Annotated in this window: 14 protein-coding genes, 3 tRNA genes and 3 rRNA genes; 17 read left to right on the top strand and 3 right to left on the bottom strand. The window is 45.9% G+C overall.

The annotated features are described in order from the left end of the window. Positions 1 to 97 precede the first annotated feature (97 nt). Genes dprA through XPG1_RS15895 form a run of 5 tightly spaced genes read left to right on the top strand, consistent with a single transcriptional unit; the run spans position 98 to position 3,467 of the window. Positions 98 to 1,186 carry a DNA-protecting protein DprA gene (gene dprA / locus XPG1_RS15915; protein WP_045960127.1) on the top strand — a complete coding sequence of 363 codons (1,089 nt, stop codon included), beginning with the start codon at positions 98 to 100 and terminating at the stop codon, positions 1,184 to 1,186. Positions 1,187 to 1,246: 60 nt separating this feature from the next. Continuing rightward, complete coding sequence (locus XPG1_RS15910; RefSeq protein ID WP_045960126.1) at positions 1,247 to 1,810, top strand: DNA topoisomerase family protein; 564 nt, start codon at positions 1,247 to 1,249, stop codon at positions 1,808 to 1,810. Continuing rightward, on the top strand, positions 1,800 to 2,369 hold the full coding sequence (gene tsaC / locus XPG1_RS15905; RefSeq protein WP_045960125.1) for an L-threonylcarbamoyladenylate synthase type 1 TsaC: 570 nt from the start codon (positions 1,800 to 1,802) through the stop codon (positions 2,367 to 2,369). The genes XPG1_RS15910 and tsaC overlap by 11 nt, the downstream gene beginning before the upstream one ends. 7 nt (positions 2,370 to 2,376) lie before the next feature. Next, entirely contained in the window at positions 2,377 to 3,192 is an 816-nt protein-coding gene (aroE, locus tag XPG1_RS15900; RefSeq protein WP_045960124.1) for a shikimate dehydrogenase, read from the top strand. Positions 3,193 to 3,197: 5 nt separating this feature from the next. Further along, positions 3,198 to 3,467 carry a DUF1488 family protein gene (locus tag XPG1_RS15895; RefSeq protein WP_045960846.1) on the top strand — a complete coding sequence of 90 codons (270 nt, stop codon included), beginning with the start codon at positions 3,198 to 3,200 and terminating at the stop codon, positions 3,465 to 3,467. Here XPG1_RS15895 and XPG1_RS15890 read toward each other — a convergent pair. Further along, a complete protein-coding gene (locus XPG1_RS15890; RefSeq protein ID WP_045960123.1) occupies positions 3,434 to 3,988 on the bottom strand; it encodes a gamma carbonic anhydrase family protein in 555 nt (184 codons plus the stop codon). The genes XPG1_RS15895 and XPG1_RS15890 overlap by 34 nt on opposite strands. 480 nt (positions 3,989 to 4,468) lie before the next feature. Between XPG1_RS15890 and XPG1_RS15885 the strand changes: the two genes are divergently transcribed. The 6 genes from XPG1_RS15885 to XPG1_RS15860 all read left to right on the top strand — a co-directional run bounded on the left by XPG1_RS15885 (position 4,469) and on the right by XPG1_RS15860 (position 9,680). After that, a 16S ribosomal RNA gene (locus XPG1_RS15885) occupies positions 4,469 to 6,011 on the top strand. Positions 6,012 to 6,098: 87 nt separating this feature from the next. Beyond that, positions 6,099 to 6,174, top strand: a tRNA-Glu gene (locus XPG1_RS15880). Positions 6,175 to 6,357: 183 nt separating this feature from the next. Further along, positions 6,358 to 9,265: ribosomal RNA gene (locus XPG1_RS15875) — 23S ribosomal RNA — on the top strand. Positions 9,266 to 9,344: 79 nt separating this feature from the next. Next, a 5S ribosomal RNA gene (rrf, locus tag XPG1_RS15870) occupies positions 9,345 to 9,460 on the top strand. Together the 16S, 23S and 5S rRNA genes with 3 tRNA genes alongside form the textbook arrangement of a ribosomal RNA operon. Before the next feature lie 59 nt (positions 9,461 to 9,519). After that, positions 9,520 to 9,596 (top strand) — tRNA-Asp (locus XPG1_RS15865). A gap of 8 nt (positions 9,597 to 9,604) precedes the next feature. Beyond that, positions 9,605 to 9,680 (top strand) — tRNA-Trp (locus XPG1_RS15860). 196 nt (positions 9,681 to 9,876) lie between these two features. Here the strand turns inward: XPG1_RS15860 and hdfR are convergent. After that, positions 9,877 to 10,713 (bottom strand): HTH-type transcriptional regulator HdfR, encoded by an 837-nt coding sequence (hdfR, locus tag XPG1_RS15855; protein ID WP_045960122.1) that lies wholly within the window; start codon positions 10,711 to 10,713, stop codon positions 9,877 to 9,879. 116 nt (positions 10,714 to 10,829) lie between these two features. Here hdfR and XPG1_RS15850 point away from each other — a divergent pair, with 116 nt between their 5' ends. Then, on the top strand, positions 10,830 to 11,168 hold the full coding sequence (locus XPG1_RS15850; RefSeq protein ID WP_045960121.1) for a MaoP family protein: 339 nt from the start codon (positions 10,830 to 10,832) through the stop codon (positions 11,166 to 11,168). A gap of 74 nt (positions 11,169 to 11,242) precedes the next feature. On the opposite strand, the gene XPG1_RS15845 is transcribed toward XPG1_RS15850, so the two are convergent. Then, on the bottom strand, positions 11,243 to 12,760 hold the full coding sequence (locus XPG1_RS15845; protein WP_045960120.1) for a YifB family Mg chelatase-like AAA ATPase: 1,518 nt from the start codon (positions 12,758 to 12,760) through the stop codon (positions 11,243 to 11,245). A gap of 604 nt (positions 12,761 to 13,364) precedes the next feature. Between XPG1_RS15845 and XPG1_RS18610 the strand changes: the two genes are divergently transcribed. From XPG1_RS18610 to ilvD, 5 genes are all read left to right on the top strand, one after another. Then, a complete protein-coding gene (locus tag XPG1_RS18610) occupies positions 13,365 to 13,460 on the top strand; it encodes an IlvGEDA operon leader peptide (RefSeq protein ID WP_157879519.1) in 96 nt (31 codons plus the stop codon). 134 nt (positions 13,461 to 13,594) lie between these two features. Beyond that, positions 13,595 to 15,241 carry an acetolactate synthase 2 catalytic subunit gene (ilvG, locus tag XPG1_RS15840; RefSeq protein WP_045960119.1) on the top strand — a complete coding sequence of 549 codons (1,647 nt, stop codon included), beginning with the start codon at positions 13,595 to 13,597 and terminating at the stop codon, positions 15,239 to 15,241. Continuing rightward, entirely contained in the window at positions 15,238 to 15,495 is a 258-nt protein-coding gene (ilvM, locus tag XPG1_RS15835; protein ID WP_045960118.1) for an acetolactate synthase 2 small subunit, read from the top strand. Before ilvG ends, ilvM begins: the two co-directional genes overlap by 4 nt. A gap of 24 nt (positions 15,496 to 15,519) precedes the next feature. Then, positions 15,520 to 16,449: a branched-chain amino acid transaminase gene (locus XPG1_RS15830; protein ID WP_045960117.1), complete on the top strand. Its 930-nt coding sequence runs from the start codon at positions 15,520 to 15,522 to the stop codon at positions 16,447 to 16,449. 86 nt (positions 16,450 to 16,535) lie between these two features. Then, positions 16,536 to 18,386 carry a dihydroxy-acid dehydratase gene (gene ilvD / locus XPG1_RS15825; protein ID WP_045960116.1) on the top strand — a complete coding sequence of 617 codons (1,851 nt, stop codon included), beginning with the start codon at positions 16,536 to 16,538 and terminating at the stop codon, positions 18,384 to 18,386. The last annotated feature ends 2 nt before the right edge of the window (positions 18,387 to 18,388 follow it).

Below are 18,388 nucleotides of genomic sequence, written 5' to 3'. Positions count from 1 at the left end.
TTAACGCCTATTCTAGACATTTCCTATTTAGATTGACAGTATTGAGCATAAATTAATCATGGGTGTGTTGTTCTCAATTTTAAGTCAGGATGACGTTATGGAAGCGATGGAAATGTGGTTAAGAATGAAAATGGTTTCTCATCTCTCAGTAGAGAAGGCCATGATTGTGATGGAGCACTTGTTGCAAGCGAAGAGTTGTAGCACATCTTTGCTTAAAGCGTGTGGCTTGTCATCTGCACAATGTCTGCAATTTACAAAAGCTAACTCTTCCGTATTGATTTCAGCTCTCAAGTGGTTAGAGCAACCTGATCATCATTTGCTGACTTTCTCTCATCCCACCTATCCGCTTTTATTAAAGCAAATACATTCTCCACCTCTTGTGCTTTTTGTTGCAGGTGACGTATCTGTCTTATCTCAAAGACAGATCTCAATGGTTGGTAGCAGAGCTGCGACCTTTTATGGTGATAAATGGGGGAAGATGTTCGCAAGCGATTTAGCTAAAAATAATCTGGTAGTGACGAGTGGATTAGCGATTGGTATTGATGGTATCTGTCATCAAGCAGCGTTAGATTCAGGGGGGAAAACAATTGCAGTACTTGGTAGTGGACTTGCAAATATCTACCCCACTAGGCATAAAACCTTGGCCGCGAATATTAAAGAACATGGCGCATTAGTTTCTGAGTTTTTTCCTGATACTCCTCCTAAAGCCAAACATTTTCCAAGAAGAAATCGGATCATTAGTGGGTTAAGTTTAGCTCTTCTCATTGTAGAAGCGCACAAAAGCAGTGGATCATTGATTACAGCTCGCTGTGCCCTTGAACAGGGCCGGGATATTTTTGTATTACCAGGACCATTGGGGACTCCCGCAAACGAAGGCAACCATTGGTTGATCAAACAGGGAGCTTATTTGGTAACGAATGTAATGGATATCATGGAACATATTAGTGTTGCCTTTCAATGGGCTAATCTCGAAGAAAAAGACCAGGAGAAAGAAAATAGGCAATTTGAACAAGCAGAGTTGCCATTTTTAGATGTGCTGGTTAACGTAAGTAGTGAAGTGACACCGATTGATGTGATCGCTCAGCGTTCTTCCCTGCCTGTTACGGAAGTCATGACCAAATTATTGGAGTTAGAACTGATGGGAAAAGTTGCTGTTGTTGCTGGTGGGTATGTTCGAACCGGTTAACCTATTCAATTTGTGCTTTTTCCTATGTTATAGCGGTTGCCGATATTCAGCGAGTAAGATATGTCGAAGAGAGTTCCTTTTGCTATAAAAGAAACAGAGCATTGCCCTGAGTGTGGTGCTGATTTAGTGATCCGTAATGGAGTTCATGGGCCATTTTATGCGTGTTCCAGTTATCCATCTTGCCATTATCTTCGCCCCTTGAAAGCGCAGGCAGAAGGACATATTGTTAAAGAGTTGGATGGGCAAATCTGTCCAAAATGTGGCTTTACTCTAGTCTTACGCCAAGGACGTTATGGCATGTTTATTGGCTGTAGCCATTACCCTGAATGTGGGCATACAGAATTAATTGATAAACCTGACGATACGTCAATTCATTGCCCTCAATGTCAGAAAGGAAAATTACTTCAGCGCAAGTCCCGCTTTGGTAAAACATTTCATTCCTGTAGCCGCTATCCCGCGTGTCAGTTTGCACTCAACAATAAGCCTATCTCAGGTGAATGTACGTTTTGCCACTATCCATTGTTAGTAGAAAAGCGCACTTCCCGAGGCACAAAATTATTCTGTGCCAATAAGTTGTGTAGTAAGCAACAAGTTAATGAAATTGAGACATCAAATGAGCCATAAAATCTTTCCAGCATTTAATGTTGTTATCACAGCCTTAAAAGAAGAAAAAGTTATTGCCTATCCGACTGAAGCTGTTTTTGGATTAGGATGTGATCCTGATAGTGAAAAAGCAGTGCAAAAGTTGTTGGCATTGAAAAATAGGCCTTGGGAGAAAGGATTAATTCTTATTTCTGATAATTATGAAAGGCTATGTCCTTATATTGATGATAAACAGCTAAGTGAGCTCCAGAAGGCAACCATATTCTCATTTTGGCCTGGTCCTGTTACATGGGTAATACCTGCGAAAATAACTACACCAAAATGGCTGACTGGTAGGTTTTCAACATTAGCTGTTCGAGTTACGGATCACCCTTTGGTTAAGCAACTCTGCTCTATATATGAAAAACCGCTTGTTTCTACCAGTGCGAATCTCAGTGGATTAGAACCTTGTCGTAGTGTAGAAGAGGTCAGGCAGCAATTTGGAGATCGTATCCCAATCTTAGAAGGAAAGGTTGGAGAGCGTAAGAACCCGTCAGAAATCAGGGATGCGTTAACTGGCAAACTATACCGGCAAGGCTAGATAACTAATGGATAAATTTGCAGTTTTTGGTAATCCAATTGCACATAGTAAATCCCCTTATATTCATCAATTATTTGCTGAACAGACAGGTATTGAACATCAATATGGGAAAGTACTTGCTCCAGTAGACAATTTTGAACAAACCTTAACGCATTTTTTTTCGCGAGGGGGGTTAGGGGCGAATATTACTGTTCCTTTTAAAGAAAGAGCTTACAAGTACTCAGATGAATTGACTGAACGGGCCAGTATCTGTGGTGCAGTTAACACATTAAAACGGATAGATGGAAACCGATTACTCGGTGATAATACAGATGGTATGGGGCTATTAGTGGATTTGCAGCGACTCAAGTTCATCACTCAAGGACAAAAGATTCTAATCATAGGCGCTGGTGGAGCTGCAAAAGGCGTGCTATATCCTTTGTTATCAATTGGTTGCTCCATAGTTATCACTAACCGGACATTTGAGCGAGCACAAATAATTGCAAATAAATTTTCTCTGCTAGGTGATATACGAGCCATTGAAATGAGCACCATTGACCTTATTAATCCCGATTTTGACATTATCATTAATGCAACGGCTTCTGGTCTTGATGGACAAATTCCAGCCATATCACCATTGATTTTCCAAAATAATAGTGTGTGTTACGACATGTATTACCAGCATGGATTAACCCCTTTCCTGAAGTTTGCTCATCAGCATGGTGTTTCACGTTTGGCTGATGGCTTAGGAATGTTGGTGGGACAAGCCGCATACTCTTTTGAATTATGGCATGGAGTATTTCCTGAAATGGAACCTGTTTTAAATGCCCTGAGACGGGAATGACACGCGTGAATCAATCAATACAATTTCCCGATCGTGAAGAATGGGATGAAATAGAAAATAAGGTGATATTTCCAGCAATGGTGAATGGTATGCTAGTGGAGTGTATGATCAGTTCTGATGAAATAATAGGACGTTATGGTAAAGATCATCACCCACTCGATCTATTTCGCCAACATCGTTGGGATTTGGAAGAAGAGTTTGAAACGGTCATTTTGAGTGGGGATGATGATCAATTGGGACGTTACTCTCTGCTTTCAGATTGTGCTGACAAATAGTTATCTTTCCAGCGAACGTAATTATTGGAGGAATAGAGTAGCCCTTTCAACTCTTCAGATTTGAGTTTTCTTACTTGTTTGACGGGGCTACCGATGTACAGATAGCCGCTTTCTAATTTTTTCCCTGGGGGAACTAGGCTGCCGGCTCCAATTACGACATCGTCTTCAACAATGACGCCATCAAGTAAGATAGAACCCATACCAACTAAGACGCGATCTCCAATTTTGCATCCATGTAGTACTGCGTTATGACCTACCGTGACATCTTCGCCAATTATCAGCGGGAAACCATTAGGATTATCTGAAGATTTATGAGTCACATGTAAAACAGAACCATCTTGAATATTTGTACGCGAGCCAATTAAAACATAATTCACATCACCCCTGATAACGACAAGAGGCCAGATACTGACATCATCTGCTAATTTGACATCTCCAATTACAATAGAAGACGAGTCTAAAAAAACTTTTTGGCCAACTTGGGGATAGAAATTTAGATATTGACGCAGAACAGTGGACATAAAAACCTCAATAGTAAGGGTGAATAACAATTGTATAGAAATATTGTTGAGGGAAAAATTGTCATATAACGGAGAGGATTACATGAATTTTGGTCTATTTGAATGATTTTTACACCAAAAAGAACAAAAAACACGCACATGAAAATAAAATTCAAAAAAACGATTGCCAGCGCCGTAAAAGTCCCTATAATGCGCCACCACTGACCGACGCCACGCTGATACAGGCCGCGCCGGGCAGGGAGAAGAAAGCGAAAATAAACGCTTGACTCTCGGGGCGAAAAGCGTAAGATACGCAGCCTCGCAACCCGGCAGCAATGCCCGGTTGACACGCTCTTTAACAAATTAATCAGACAATCTGTGTGGGCACTCGCAAGACCCTATCTCAACGCCGAAAGGCGAAAGAAAGAATCAAGTCTTAAAGAGTGACTAACAGTGAATTCATTATGAATAAACCGTTTAATTCTTTGAGCATCAGACTTTTAATTGAAGAGTTTGATCATGGCTCAGATTGAACGCTGGCGGCAGGCCTAACACATGCAAGTCGAGCGGCAGCGGGAGAAAGCGTGCTTTCTTGCCGGCGAGCGGCGGACGGGTGAGTAATGTCTGGGGATCTGCCCGATGGCGGGGGATAACCACTGGAAACGGTGGCTAATACCGCATAATCTCTGTGGAGCAAAGTGGGGGACCTTCGGGCCTCACGCCATCGGATGAACCCAGATGGGATTAGCTAGTAGGTGGGGTAAAGGCTCACCTAGGCGACGATCCCTAGCTGGTCTGAGAGGATGACCAGCCACACTGGGACTGAGACACGGCCCAGACTCCTACGGGAGGCAGCAGTGGGGAATATTGCACAATGGGCGCAAGCCTGATGCAGCCATGCCGCGTGTATGAAGAAGGCCTTCGGGTTGTAAAGTACTTTCAGCGGGGAGGAAGGCGGCAGCCTGAATAAGGTTGGCGTTTGACGTTACCCGCAGAAGAAGCACCGGCTAACTCCGTGCCAGCAGCCGCGGTAATACGGAGGGTGCAAGCGTTAATCGGAATTACTGGGCGTAAAGCGCACGCAGGCGGTCAATTAAGTTAGATGTGAAATCCCCGGGCTTAACCTGGGAACGGCATCTAAGACTGGTTGGCTAGAGTCTCGTAGAGGGGGGTAGAATTCCACGTGTAGCGGTGAAATGCGTAGAGATGTGGAGGAATACCGGTGGCGAAGGCGGCCTCCTGGACGAACACTGACGCTCAGGTGCGAAAGCGTGGGGAGCAAACAGGATTAGATACCCTGGTAGTCCACGCTGTAAACGATGTCGATTTGGAGGTTGTGGCCTAGAGCTGTGGCTTCCGGAGCTAACGCGTTAAATCGACCGCCTGGGGAGTACGGCCGCAAGGTTAAAACTCAAATGAATTGACGGGGGCCCGCACAAGCGGTGGAGCATGTGGTTTAATTCGATGCAACGCGAAGAACCTTACCTACTCTTGACATCCACTGAATTTTGCAGAGATGCGAAAGTGCCTTCGGGAACCGTGAGACAGGTGCTGCATGGCTGTCGTCAGCTCGTGTTGTGAAATGTTGGGTTAAGTCCCGCAACGAGCGCAACCCTTATCCTTTGTTGCCAGCGCGTAATGGTGGGAACTCAAGGGAGACTGCCGGTGATAAACCGGAGGAAGGTGGGGATGACGTCAAGTCATCATGGCCCTTACGAGTAGGGCTACACACGTGCTACAATGGCAGATACAAAGAGAAGCGACCTCGCGAGAGCAAGCGGACCTCATAAAGTCTGTCGTAGTCCGGATTGGAGTCTGCAACTCGACTCCATGAAGTCGGAATCGCTAGTAATCGTAGATCAGAATGCTACGGTGAATACGTTCCCGGGCCTTGTACACACCGCCCGTCACACCATGGGAGTGGGTTGCAAAAGAAGTAGGTAGCTTAACCTTCGGGGGGGCGCTTACCACTTTGTGATTCATGACTGGGGTGAAGTCGTAACAAGGTAACCGTAGGGGAACCTGCGGTTGGATCACCTCCTTAAACCGACGATAGGTTATTGTTGCAGTGCTCACACAGATTGTCTGATGAAAATGAAGAAGAAGCAGCGCGTCTGCGAAGAAGACAGATGTCCCCTTCGTCTAGAGGCCTAGGACACCGCCCTTTCACGGCGGTAACAGGGGTTCGAATCCCCTAGGGGACGCCACGCTGCGGGGAACGGGTGAGAGGCGTAACCAACTGTATTTTTAAGTGGGCTGGTGACAGCCGATTTACAAATCATGCTCTTTAACAATCTGGAACAAGCTGAAAATTTGAAACACTCAGTGCTGTTAAGACAGTATTGAGGCGTCTCTCAACCCGCATCTCCGAAGACACCTTCGGGTTGTGAGGTTAAGCGAATAAGCGTACACGGTGGATGCCTAGGCAGTCAGAGGCGATGAAGGACGTGCTAATCTGCGATAAGCGCCGGTAAGGTGATATGAACCGTGATAGCCGGCGATGTCCGAATGGGGAAACCCAGTGTGACTTGTCACACTATCATTAACTGAATTCATAGGTTAATGAGGCGAACCGGGGGAACTGAAACATCTCAGTACCCCGAGGAAAAGAAATCAACCGAGATTCCCCCAGTAGCGGCGAGCGAACGGGGAGCAGCCCAGAGCCATCAGCAGTGTCAGCGTCAGGAGAACGGTCTGGAAAGGCCGGCAGTAAAGGGTGATAGCCCCGTATCCGAAGGCGTTGGCAGTGTGAGCTCGATGAGTAGGACGGGACACGTGGTATCCTGTCTGAATGTGGGGGGACCATCCTCCAAGGCTAAATACTCCTGACTGACCGATAGTGAACCAGTACCGTGAGGGAAAGGCGAAAAGAACCCCGGCGAGGGGAGTGAAAGAGAACCTGAAACCGTGTACGTACAAGCAGTGGGAGCACCCTTTAGGGTGTGACTGCGTACCTTTTGTATAATGGGTCAGCGACTTATATTCTGTAGCAAGGTTAACCGTATAGGGGAGCCGCAGGGAAACCGAGTCTTAACTGGGCGTTAAGTTGCAGGGTATAGACCCGAAACCCGGTGATCTAGCCATGGGCAGGTTGAAGGTTGGGTAACACTAACTGGAGGACCGAACCGACTAATGTTGAAAAATTAGCGGATGACTTGTGGCTGGGGGTGAAAGGCCAATCAAACCGGGAGATAGCTGGTTCTCCCCGAAAGCTATTTAGGTAGCGCCTCGTGAATTCATCTTCGGGGGTAGAGCACTGTTTCGGCTAGGGGGTCATCCCGACTTACCAACCCGATGCAAACTGCGAATACCGAAGAATGTTATCACGGGAGACACACGGCGGGTGCTAACGTCCGTCGTGAAGAGGGAAACAACCCAGACCGCCAGCTAAGGTCCCGAAGTCATGGTTAAGTGGGAAACGAAGTGGGAAGGCTCAGACAGCCAGGATGTTGGCTTAGAAGCAGCCATCATTTAAAGAAAGCGTAATAGCTCACTGGTCGAGTCGGCCTGCGCGGAAGATGTAACGGGGCTAAACCATGCACCGAAGCTGCGGCAGCGACACTTAAGGTGTTGTTGGGTAGGGGAGCGTTCTGTAAGCCGTTGAAGGGGGACTGTGAGGTCTGCTGGAGGTATCAGAAGTGCGAATGCTGACATAAGTAACGATAAAGCGGGTGAAAAACCCGCTCGCCGGAAGACCAAGGGTTCCTGTCCAACGTTAATCGGGGCAGGGTGAGTCGACCCCTAAGGCGAGGCTGAAAAGCGTAGTCGATGGGCAACAGGTTAATATTCCTGTACTGGTGATAATTGCGATGGGGGGACGGAGAAGGCTAGGCAGGCCGGGCGACGGTTGTCCCGGTTTAAGGATGTAGGTGGGTGAGCCAGGTAAATCCGGCTGACCATCACACTGAGGTCTGATGACGAGTCACTACGGTGGCGAAGTTGCTGATGCCCTGCTTCCAGGAAAAGCCTCTAAGCTCCAGATTATCATTAATCGTACCCCAAACCGACACAGGTGGTCAGGTAGAGAATACTCAGGCGCTTGAGAGAACTCGGGTGAAGGAACTAGGCAAAATGGTGCCGTAACTTCGGGAGAAGGCACGCTGGCGTTAGGTGAAGGACCGCGCGTCCGGAGCCGAGGCCAGTCGCAGAGACCAGCTGGCTGCAACTGTTTAATAAAAACACAGCACTGTGCAAACACGTAAGTGGACGTATACGGTGTGACGCCTGCCCGGTGCTGGAAGGTTAATTGATGGGGTTAGCCGCAAGGCGAAGCTCTTGATCGAAGCCCCAGTAAACGGCGGCCGTAACTATAACGGTCCTAAGGTAGCGAAATTCCTTGTCGGGTAAGTTCCGACCTGCACGAATGGCGTAATGATGGCCAGGCTGTCTCCACCCGAGACTCAGTGAAATTGAACTCGCTGTGAAGATGCAGTGTACCCGCGGCAAGACGGAAAGACCCCGTGAACCTTTACTATAGCTTGACACTGAACATGGAGCCTTGATGTGTAGGATAGGTGGGAGGCCTGGAAGTGTGGACGCCAGTCTGCATGGAGCCATCCTTGAAATACCACCCTTGAATGTTTGATGTTCTAACGTGGACCCGTCATCCGGGTTGCGGACAGTGTCTGGTGGGTAGTTTGACTGGGGCGGTCTCCTCCCAAAGCGTAACGGAGGAGCACGAAGGTTAGCTAATCACGGTCGGACATCGTGAGGTTAGTGCAAAGGCATAAGCTAGCTTGACTGCGAGCGTGACGGCGCGAGCAGGTACGAAAGTAGGTCTTAGTGATCCGGTGGTTCTGCATGGAAGGGCCATCGCTCAACGGATAAAAGGTACTCCGGGGATAACAGGCTGATACCGCCCAAGAGTTCATATCGACGGCGGTGTTTGGCACCTCGATGTCGGCTCATCACATCCTGGGGCTGAAGTAGGTCCCAAGGGTATGGCTGTTCGCCATTTAAAGTGGTACGCGAGCTGGGTTTAGAACGTCGTGAGACAGTTCGGTCCCTATCTGCCGTGGGCGTTGGAAGATTGCAAGGGGCTGCTCCTAGTACGAGAGGACCGGAGTGGACGCACCACTGGTGTTCGGGTTGTCATGCCAATGGCATTGCCCGGTAGCTAAGTGCGGAAGAGATAACCGCTGAAAGCATCTAAGCGGGAAACTTGCCTTAAGATGAGTCTTCCCTGACCCTTAGAGGGTCCTGAAGGAACGTTTAAGACGAAGACGTGGATAGGCTGGGTGTGTAAGCGTAGCGATACGTTGAGCTAACCAGTACTAATGAACCGAGAGGCTTAACCTGACAACACCGAAGGTGTTTTAGTGGGCAGAGAGAGAGTTTCAGAGAGAAATAGCTTGTTCGAGATTGAAAACCGGATTTGTCTGGCGGCAATAGCGCGGTGGTCCCACCTGACCCCATGCCGAACTCAGCAGTGAAACGCCGTAGCGCCGATGGTAGTGTGGGGTCTCCCCATGCGAGAGTAGGACACTGCCAGACATTTTAAATTAGAAGGCCGGTTGCTGGCACAAAAGGCAGCCAGGCGAAAGAAATTCGGTGGTGCGGTAGTTCAGTTGGTTAGAATACCGGCCTGTCACGCCGGGGGTCGCGGGTTCGAGTCCCGTCCGCACCGCCACCGTATTTAGGGGCGTAGTTCAATTGGTAGAGCACCGGTCTCCAAAACCGGGTGTTGGGAGTTCGAGCCTCTCCGCCCCTGCCAGTTAACAACTAAGTAATAATTTATATAGCTTTCAGATTAATAGCCCAGCTAAATTTAGCTGGGTTTTTTCTTTTCTGCCATTTTCTAGGTGATTCTGAGACAGCGTTTTTCAACTTAAATCTTTTGTAATTCCAAACTATTCGACATGCCACTTTTTCTCTGAACACTCAGCCGTTCTTTACTATCAACACTACCCTTAGGCAGTGATAGGTGCTTTCTCAACAGGAATTTTTAATAAGCGCTGGATGAGGGTTTGTTGATCACTGTTTTGTAGCCATACCGCGTACAAGGGTCGTTCTATTAACTCATTATTAGGTAAGGCAACGAGTTTGGGATATTCCTTTTGCCAGTGTATAGGAAGAAAGGTAGTCGCATTCACACTGTCCAGTAATTCTCTGGCAATATGCGCTGATGTGGTTGTGATAATAGGCGGGTGATCGCTCTTTAAAATTTGTTGTTCTTGCTGATGAAAATCCGCACCCCATTCCAGTTTAATATAATTTTCTACGCCCTTATCAAGATTATGCTGAGTCGTTAATAAAACAAGCTGGATATTACCGATTAACTGGCTTTGAAACTCATCCATTTTGGGCAGTTCTGTCGTAATGAGTAGATCTAATTCACGAGAATGCAATTGCTTAACGAGTGATTGGCGTGTCGAAATGAGAGATTCTATTCTGGTTTCTTGGTGGTATTGGTAAAATGCATTTAGCCAGGATGTCAGGTAACTTTCCCATAGAGATGCTGTAGCGCCGATAGAAAGTTTTGTATGCTGGGCAACATAATTAATTTCTTTCTTTGCCAATTGCCAAGTATTCATTAGTGATTCTGCATAAGGAACCAGGCGTTCTCCGGCAGCGGTTAGACGGATATTATTGCGATGCCGTGTGAATAAATTGGTACCCAACTGATTTTCTAGTTGGCGGATCCGAAAGCTAACAGCGGATTGTGTTAAATAGAGCGATTCAGCTGCCCGACCAAAGTGACGAGTCTTACTGACTTCCAAAAAGGTTTTCAGTAATTCAGTGTCCACATGCATCTCCAATAGTTTTTGTCGTTAAGATTTAAATATTTTGTTTTACAGAATGTCAAGCCTCCCTAATACTCCGCGCCATAATTGGTATGACATGAGAGTTAGGAGTGTGTCAGATGGCTGAAAGCTTCATCACGACTAATCGTTTTTTTGATAATAAAAATTATCCACGTGGATTTTCCCGTCATGGTGATTTCACCATCAAAGAGGCCCAATTGCTAGAACGCCACGGTCATGCGTTCAATGAATTGGATCTTGGTAAACGTGAACCTCAAACAGAAGAAGAAAAGCTGTTTGTTTCAGTTTGCCGTGGTGAACGTGCACCCGCAACGATAGAGGAAAAGGTATGGACTAAGTATTTGGCAAAAATCAGCCGTCCAAAACGTTTTCATACTCTTTCCGGCGGAAAACCGCAGGTTGATGTTGCAGAGGACTATACCGATACTGATGATTAATACCATCATTGTTATTAATGATCTACGCAAGAGGGGCAATTTTTGCCCCTCTTTTAATTTATAGTTTATCCAGTCTACTTTTGTAGTTGAATAAGTAGCCTATCCATACTTCGATAACTGAGTGCTTCCATAATATCTGGTTTTTCTATTCGGTTTTGTTCTTTTAAGTCCGCAATTGTGCGAGAAACTCGGAGAATACGATGCCAGGCACGTATCGATAGCCCTAATTTCAATAAAGTATTTTCCAGAAAAACGGCATCTTCTGTGCTAATTTTGCAAAAAGTCTCTGTTTGTTTGCTATTAAGGCGGGCGTTGATATGTCCGCATCGCTCAATTTGTATTTTTCGCGCTCTTACTACACGTTTTTTGATGTCCTGGCTACTTTCACCCTGTTTTATTGATGATTGACTTAAAATACCTGGGGGGAGAAGGGGCACTTCAATGGAGAGATCAAAGCGATCTAAAAAAGGACCTGAAAGTTTGGAAAGATAGCGTAATACTTGTTGTGGGCTACTTCGGTTGTGCATTCCCTGATGATAACCGGTTGGGCTAGGGTTCATGGCTGCGATGAGTTGAACTTGGGCAGGAAAACAGACCTTTGCCCTGGCACGCGATATTACTATTTCACCAGATTCCAATGGTTCACGTAAGGCATCAAGAACACTACGGTTAAATTCGGGTAATTCGTCCAGGAATAATACGCCATGATGGGCAAGGGAAATTTCTCCCGGCTTAGGTATTGAACCACCTCCAACAAGTGCTGCCATTGAAGAACTGTGGTGAGGCGCTCTAAATGGACGTGTGTGCCATTTTTGGGCATTTAGCGGGTATCCGCTTAAGCTACTGATTGCAGCGACCTCTAAAGCCTCCTGGTGCGTTAATGGTGGTAACAGGCTGCATAATCGGCTGGCAAGCATGGTTTTACCTGTACCTGGCGGGCCGAGTAGCAGAAGATTATGACTACCTGCGGCGGTAATCTCTAATGCCCGTTTAGCTTGTTCCTGTCCAATAATATCCTGGATGTCTAAAACAAATGATTCAGTTTGCGGCTCGACAGGGGAAGGCGGAGATAAAAGCGTTTTTTCTCCTTGTAAGAAGTGACAAACTTGAATTAAATGATGAGCCATCAACGTTTCTTTTTGGGACAAAATTGCCAGTTCAGCTTCATTTTCTGAGGAAAGAATAAGTTGCCTTCCTGCTTTTTTGGCACTCAATGCTGCCGGAATGGCTCCCATGATCCGCCGTATTTCGCCTGAGAGTGCTAATTCACCTAAAAATTCATAATGATGCAGCTTATCTGTCGTGATTTGCTCCGATGCGGCTAAGATCGCGATCGCAATGGGTAAGTCATATCTTCCCCCTTCTTTGGGAAGATCGGCGGGAGCTAAATTGACGGTAATCCTTTTGGGTGGATAGGTAAAACCACTATTGATAAGCGCACTTCGGACACGATCTCTGGCTTCCTTAACGGTGGTTTCAGGTAAGCCCACAAGGGTGAGACCGGGTAAGCCATTACTGATATGTGCCTCTATCGTGACAATGGGGGAATCAATGCCGATTGTTGCCCGTGTATGAATAACGGCAAGTGTCATTGCTGCTCTCCTTAGCAAGAAAGTGACTATCATGGATCGATTAAAAATAATAAAAAGTCATCTTTCGTTATTTTGCGATGAAACTCGTAAATATATTTATCGTTATGGCTGTACTGAAAATCATTAGTTTGTTTTAATCTTAATAGTAACATTATGTTATATATGAATAATTTGATTGACTGGAACTTTTGTGCCAAAGAAATTTCAGACGATAATAAATGAAATCATGCAGTAAATATAACTAAGAAAATATATAAATTTAACTTGATATATTTTGATGGTATATATTGTTAATCATGATAGTGATTAACCTACAAAGTGTCGTTTGGCATCGATCTTCGTCATGTGAAAAAATTCAGACAATTAACTTGTTTTTTTGTTCTTTTATTTCTTAATTATTTTGCTAAACAAATAAATAGCCTCTTTTTCTGAGCGAAAAGTGCGTGAGTTTTAGTGAATTTATCTGTTTGTTGTTTTATCTAAATGAAAAATATGGAAAAAATAATTTTGTGATGAAAAAATAAAAATAATCGTTGTAAACATGCATAGAAAGTGATAACTCTTAAATATACATCAAGCATACGAGTTAAAAACACATAAAATTATGAACGCATTTGTCCTAGTGATTAGCCTAATTATTGAAAGCGTGGTGGTGATTATTCCACCGTGCGGGGCTGCACTTGGACGAAGAACGGCTTAGACAGAAAAACAGCCAGATTCCAAGAACCCCGCACCGAAAGGCGCGGGGTTTTTTTTAGGCTTGATACGTAGAAGCGAATATAAAAAACATCACAACAGACAATCATAAGTAAATACTATACGGGGAGGATGACAATGAACGGGGCACAGTCGGTTGTAGAGGCGTTACGAACGCAGGGTGTTGAAAAAATTTTTGGCTATCCTGGTGGCGCCATCATGCCAGTTTATGATGCATTGTATGATGGTGGCATTGAACATATTTTATGCCGCCATGAACAAGGCGCTGTTATGGCGGCAATCGGCTATGCAAGAGCAAGTGGTAAACCGGGTGTTTGTATTGCGACATCAGGCCCGGGGGCGACAAATTTAATCACGGGATTGGCTGACGCATTATTGGATTCTGTGCCTGTTGTCGCCATCACTGGTCAGGTCAGCTCCGAATTTATAGGGACAGATGCCTTCCAGGAGATTGATATACTGGGCATGTCCCTTTCTTGTACCAAGCATAGTTTTCTTGTTGATTCACTAGAAAAATTACCTCAAATCATCGCCGATGCTTTTATCATTGCCATGAGCGGTCGCCCCGGTCCTGTTCTGATTGATTTACCCAAAGATATTCAACTGGCTCAGGGCGAGTTTGTACCATACTTGATACCGGCATCGCCTGAATATTCTCTCCCGGAGCAAGAGCTGGCATTAGCGCGTCATTTGTTAGCTTCATCTCGAAAACCTATTTTGTACGTGGGTGGTGGCGTTGGCATGTCTGGTGCTGTTCCTGAATTGCGCAACATTGTTGCAGAAACAGGTATCCCTGTCGTTTGCACATTGAAAGGTTTGGGTGCCGCAGATTTCGAACATGAATGTTATTTGGGAATGTTAGGGATGCATGGGACGAAAGCGGCGAATCTTGCTGTTCAAGCCTGTGATTTATTAATTGCGGTTGGGGCGCGTTTTGATGATCGTGTTACCGGGAAGCTGAATACCTTTGCACCTCATGCCAAAGTGATTCACTTGGACATTGATCCCGCTGAATTTAACAAATTACGCCAAACTCATGTGTCGTTATTGGGGGATTTAAAAGTCCTCTTGCCTCACTTACAGCAACCCTTATCGATCCACGCCTGGCAGCAAGAAATTAAACAGTTGAAGCATGAACATGCGTGTCATTATGACTCTCAAAGCAAGCGTATTTATGCACCGTTGCTGTTAAAACAAATTTCTGAACGCGCCTCACCGAGTACCGTTATCACAACCGATGTCGGGCAGCATCAGATGTGGGTTGCTCAGCACATGACTTTTAGTCAGCCAGAAAATTTCATTACATCCAGTGGGTTAGGCACGATGGGATTCGGCATTCCCGCCGCGATTGGTGCTCAGATGGCTCGCCCGAAAGATAGTGTTATTTGTATATCGGGTGATGGCTCTTTCATGATGAATGTTCAGGAGTTGGGCACCATTAAACGTAAACAACTGCCTGTTAAATTGATCTTATTGGACAACCAAAGGTTGGGTATGGTTCGTCAGTGGCAAGAACTGTTTTTTGACAAGCGTTATAGCGAAACTCTCTTAACGGATAATCCCGATTTTCTTACGTTGGCACAGGCCTTTGGTATTCCGGGGCAGAAAATTACTGATAAAGCACAAGTGGATGAAGCATTAGATGCTTTGTTCAACAGCGAAGGCGCGTATTTATTACACGTGTCTATTGATGAATTAGAGAATGTCTGGCCACTAGTTCCACCAGGCGCAAGCAATGGAAACATGTTGGAGGGGTCATTATGATACAGCATCAGCTCGCCATTAAGGCACGGTTCTGTCCTGAAATTTTAGAACGGATTCTGCGGGTTACTCGTCACCGCGGATTCCAGATATATGCATTGAATATGGATCATATAACAGATAGTGATAATGTAAGTATTGAGCTCACTGTGACAAGTCAGCGTTCAGTCAATTTACTTTTTTCTCAATTGATGAAATTGGTGGATGTTGCTGGTGTCGAGATCAAACACAAAGAATCACGATTAATAAGCGCATAATGCGCCATTGAAGGAAAACTGAGAATGACAAAGCAAGCGGATTATATTTGGTTCAATGGAGAAATGGTGCCTTGGGCAGATGCTAAAGTTCACGTTATGTCCCATGCCTTACACTATGGTACCTCGGTATTTGAAGGTATTCGTTGCTATGATTCCCACAAAGGGCCGGTGATTTTTCGCCATCGTGAACATATGCAGCGCTTGCGTGACTCAGCCAAAATTTACCGTTTTCCAGTGAGTCAAGGTATTGATGAATTGATGGAAGCTTGCCGTGAAACACTCCGTAAAAACAAATTAGTCAGTGCTTACATTCGACCATTGGTATTTGTAGGGAATGTTGGCATGGGCGTTAACCCGCCAGCGGGTTATAAAACAGACGTTATTATTGCTGCTTTCCCGTGGGGAGCTTATCTCGGTGAGGAAGCGCTGGAACAGGGCATTGATGCCATGGTTTCTTCATGGAATCGCATGGCTGCAAATACGATCCCTACAGGTGCCAAAGCAGGTGGAAATTATCTCTCTTCTTTGCTGGTGGGAAGTGAAGCAAGACGTCATGGTTATCAGGAAGGTATTGCACTGGATGTGCATGGTTATATTTCTGAAGGTGCAGGTGAAAACCTCTTTGAAGTGAAGGATGGAATTTTATTCACCCCGCCATTTACATCATCTGCCCTGCCGGGGATCACCCGTGATGCCATCATCAAATTGGCGCAGGATCTTGGTCTGGAAGTACGCGAACAGACGCTTTCGCGTGAATCACTTTATTTAGCGGATGAAGTCTTCATGACAGGAACGGCGGCGGAGATCACCCCGGTACGTAGTGTCGATGGCATTCAGGTCGGCATTGGGAAATGTGGTCCGGTCACGAAAAAAATTCAAAGTGCGTTCTTTGGCCTATTTAATGGTACGACAGAAGACAAATGGGGCTGGTTGGATCCCATTAATCCTGAATAAAAAATACAAAACTCAGCAGGCGGTCGTTCCCCGCCTGTTTTTGATGGTCGAAGCTAATTAATAAGACAGACACGGGAGTAGAGATAATGCCTAAATATCGTTCTGCCACGACGACACATGGCCGTAATATGGCGGGAGCTCGTGCTTTATGGCGAGCCACAGGAATGACTGATGCAGATTTTGGAAAACCGATCATTGCGGTTGTTAACTCGTTTACGCAGTTCGTACCGGGGCATGTACATTTGCGTGATCTCGGTAAATTGGTGGCAGAACAAATTGAGGCGTCAGGGGGGGTTGCGAAAGAATTCAATACCATTGCTGTTGATGATGGTATTGCGATGGGGCATGGCGGAATGCTCTATTCATTACCTTCGCGTGAGTTGATCGCTGACTCGGTGGAATACATGGTCAATGCTCACTGTGCTGATGCGATGGTGTGTATTTCCAACTGTGACAAAATCACGCCCGGCATGTTGATGGCATCGTTACGCTTAAATATTCCGGTTATTTTTGTTTCTGGTGGCCCAATGGAAGCGGGGAAAACCCGATTATCCGAGCAATTGATCAAACTGGATTTGGTCGATGCCATGATTCAGGGGGCGAACCCCAATGTCAGCGATGAACAAAGTGATCAAATTGAACGCTCGGCATGTCCGACGTGTGGTTCATGTTCGGGGATGTTTACAGCGAATTCGATGAATTGCCTGACGGAAGCCCTTGGGCTTTCACAACCGGGTAATGGTTCTCTGCTTGCGACACACGCCGATCGTAAATCCTTGTTTATCAACGCGGGAAAACACATTGTTGCACTGACGAAACGTTACTATGAGCAAAATGATGACAGTGCTCTCCCACGTAATATTGCGTCCAAAGCGGCCTTTGAAAATGCCATGACACTGGATATTGCGATGGGTGGTTCAACTAATACCGTTCTGCATTTGCTGGCTGCTGCGCAAGAAGGTGAAATTAACTTTACTATGGCAGATATTGATCGCCTGTCCCGTCAGGTACCTCATTTATGTAAAGTTGCACCGAGTACTCAGAAATACCATATGGAAGATGTACACCGTGCTGGTGGCGTGATGGGGATCCTGGGTGAACTTGATCGCGCCGGGCTTTTGCACCGTGATGTGAAAAATGTTTTGGGCTTGGATTTGCCCCAAACATTGGCTCAATACGACATCATGCTGACAGAAGATAAACGAGTTAAGCGCATGTATTCAGCGGGACCAGCCGGAATTCGCACGACACAGGCTTTCTCACAGGAATGTCGTTGGCCATCATTGGATACTGATCGTGAAACCGGGTGTATTCGTGAGCGTGCTTATGCTTACAGTCAGGATGGTGGGTTGGCCGTTTTGTTTGGCAATATTGCAATGGATGGTTGCATCGTGAAGACAGCCGGTGTTGATGCAGAAATTCTGACTTTTCGCGGTCCGGCCAAAGTTTATGAGAGTCAGGAAGATGCCGTCAACGCGATTCTCGGTGGAAATGTTGTGGCAGGTGACATCGTTGTTATTCGCTATGAAGGGCCGAAAGGGGGACCGGGTATGCAGGAAATGCTCTATCCCACAACGTATTTAAAATCCATGGGATTGGGCAAACGTTGCGCATTGATTACTGATGGGCGTTTCTCTGGAGGAACATCGGGGTTATCTATTGGTCATGTCTCACCAGAAGCGGCAAATGGCGGTTTGATTGGGCTGATTCAGGACGGTGATATCATCGATATTGATATTCCAAACCGTAACATTCAGTTAAATGTGCCTGACACCGAGCTTGCCAAGCGAACACAGGCTGAATTATCTCGCGGTGATAAAGCGTGGACGCCTCATTCTCGTGAACGCCAGGTTTCTTTTGCATTGCGAGCTTATGCGTCATTAGCAACGAGCGCTGATAAAGGCGCGGTGCGTGATAAAACCAAACTGGGGAGCTGATT

This window comes from Xenorhabdus poinarii G6 (assembly GCF_000968175.1).
In the GTDB taxonomy this organism is placed as follows: Bacteria; Pseudomonadota; Gammaproteobacteria; order Enterobacterales; family Enterobacteriaceae; genus Xenorhabdus; species Xenorhabdus poinarii.
This window is presented reverse-complemented; position numbering and strand designations above follow the sequence as displayed.

Excerpts from the sequence above, each read along its gene's own strand:
- tsaC (WP_045960125.1), top strand. The coding sequence starts at position 1,800 with ATGAGCCATAAAATCTTTCCAGCATTTAATGTTGTTATCACAGCCTTA.
- XPG1_RS15910 (WP_045960126.1), top strand. The coding sequence starts at position 1,247 with ATGTCGAAGAGAGTTCCTTTTGCTATAAAAGAAACAGAGCATTGCCCT.
- ilvD (WP_045960116.1), top strand. The coding sequence starts at position 16,536 with ATGCCTAAATATCGTTCTGCCACGACGACACATGGCCGTAATATGGCG.
- XPG1_RS15890 (WP_045960123.1), bottom strand. The coding sequence starts at position 3,988 with ATGTCCACTGTTCTGCGTCAATATCTAAATTTCTATCCCCAAGTTGGC.
- XPG1_RS18610 (WP_157879519.1), top strand. The coding sequence starts at position 13,365 with ATGAACGCATTTGTCCTAGTGATTAGCCTAATTATTGAAAGCGTGGTG.
- dprA (WP_045960127.1), top strand. The coding sequence starts at position 98 with ATGGAAGCGATGGAAATGTGGTTAAGAATGAAAATGGTTTCTCATCTC.
- ilvG (WP_045960119.1), top strand. The coding sequence starts at position 13,595 with ATGAACGGGGCACAGTCGGTTGTAGAGGCGTTACGAACGCAGGGTGTT.
- ilvM (WP_045960118.1), top strand. The coding sequence starts at position 15,238 with ATGATACAGCATCAGCTCGCCATTAAGGCACGGTTCTGTCCTGAAATT.
- XPG1_RS15845 (WP_045960120.1), bottom strand. The coding sequence starts at position 12,760 with ATGACACTTGCCGTTATTCATACACGGGCAACAATCGGCATTGATTCC.
- XPG1_RS15850 (WP_045960121.1), top strand. The coding sequence starts at position 10,830 with ATGGCTGAAAGCTTCATCACGACTAATCGTTTTTTTGATAATAAAAAT.
- aroE (WP_045960124.1), top strand. The coding sequence starts at position 2,377 with ATGGATAAATTTGCAGTTTTTGGTAATCCAATTGCACATAGTAAATCC.
- XPG1_RS15830 (WP_045960117.1), top strand. The coding sequence starts at position 15,520 with ATGACAAAGCAAGCGGATTATATTTGGTTCAATGGAGAAATGGTGCCT.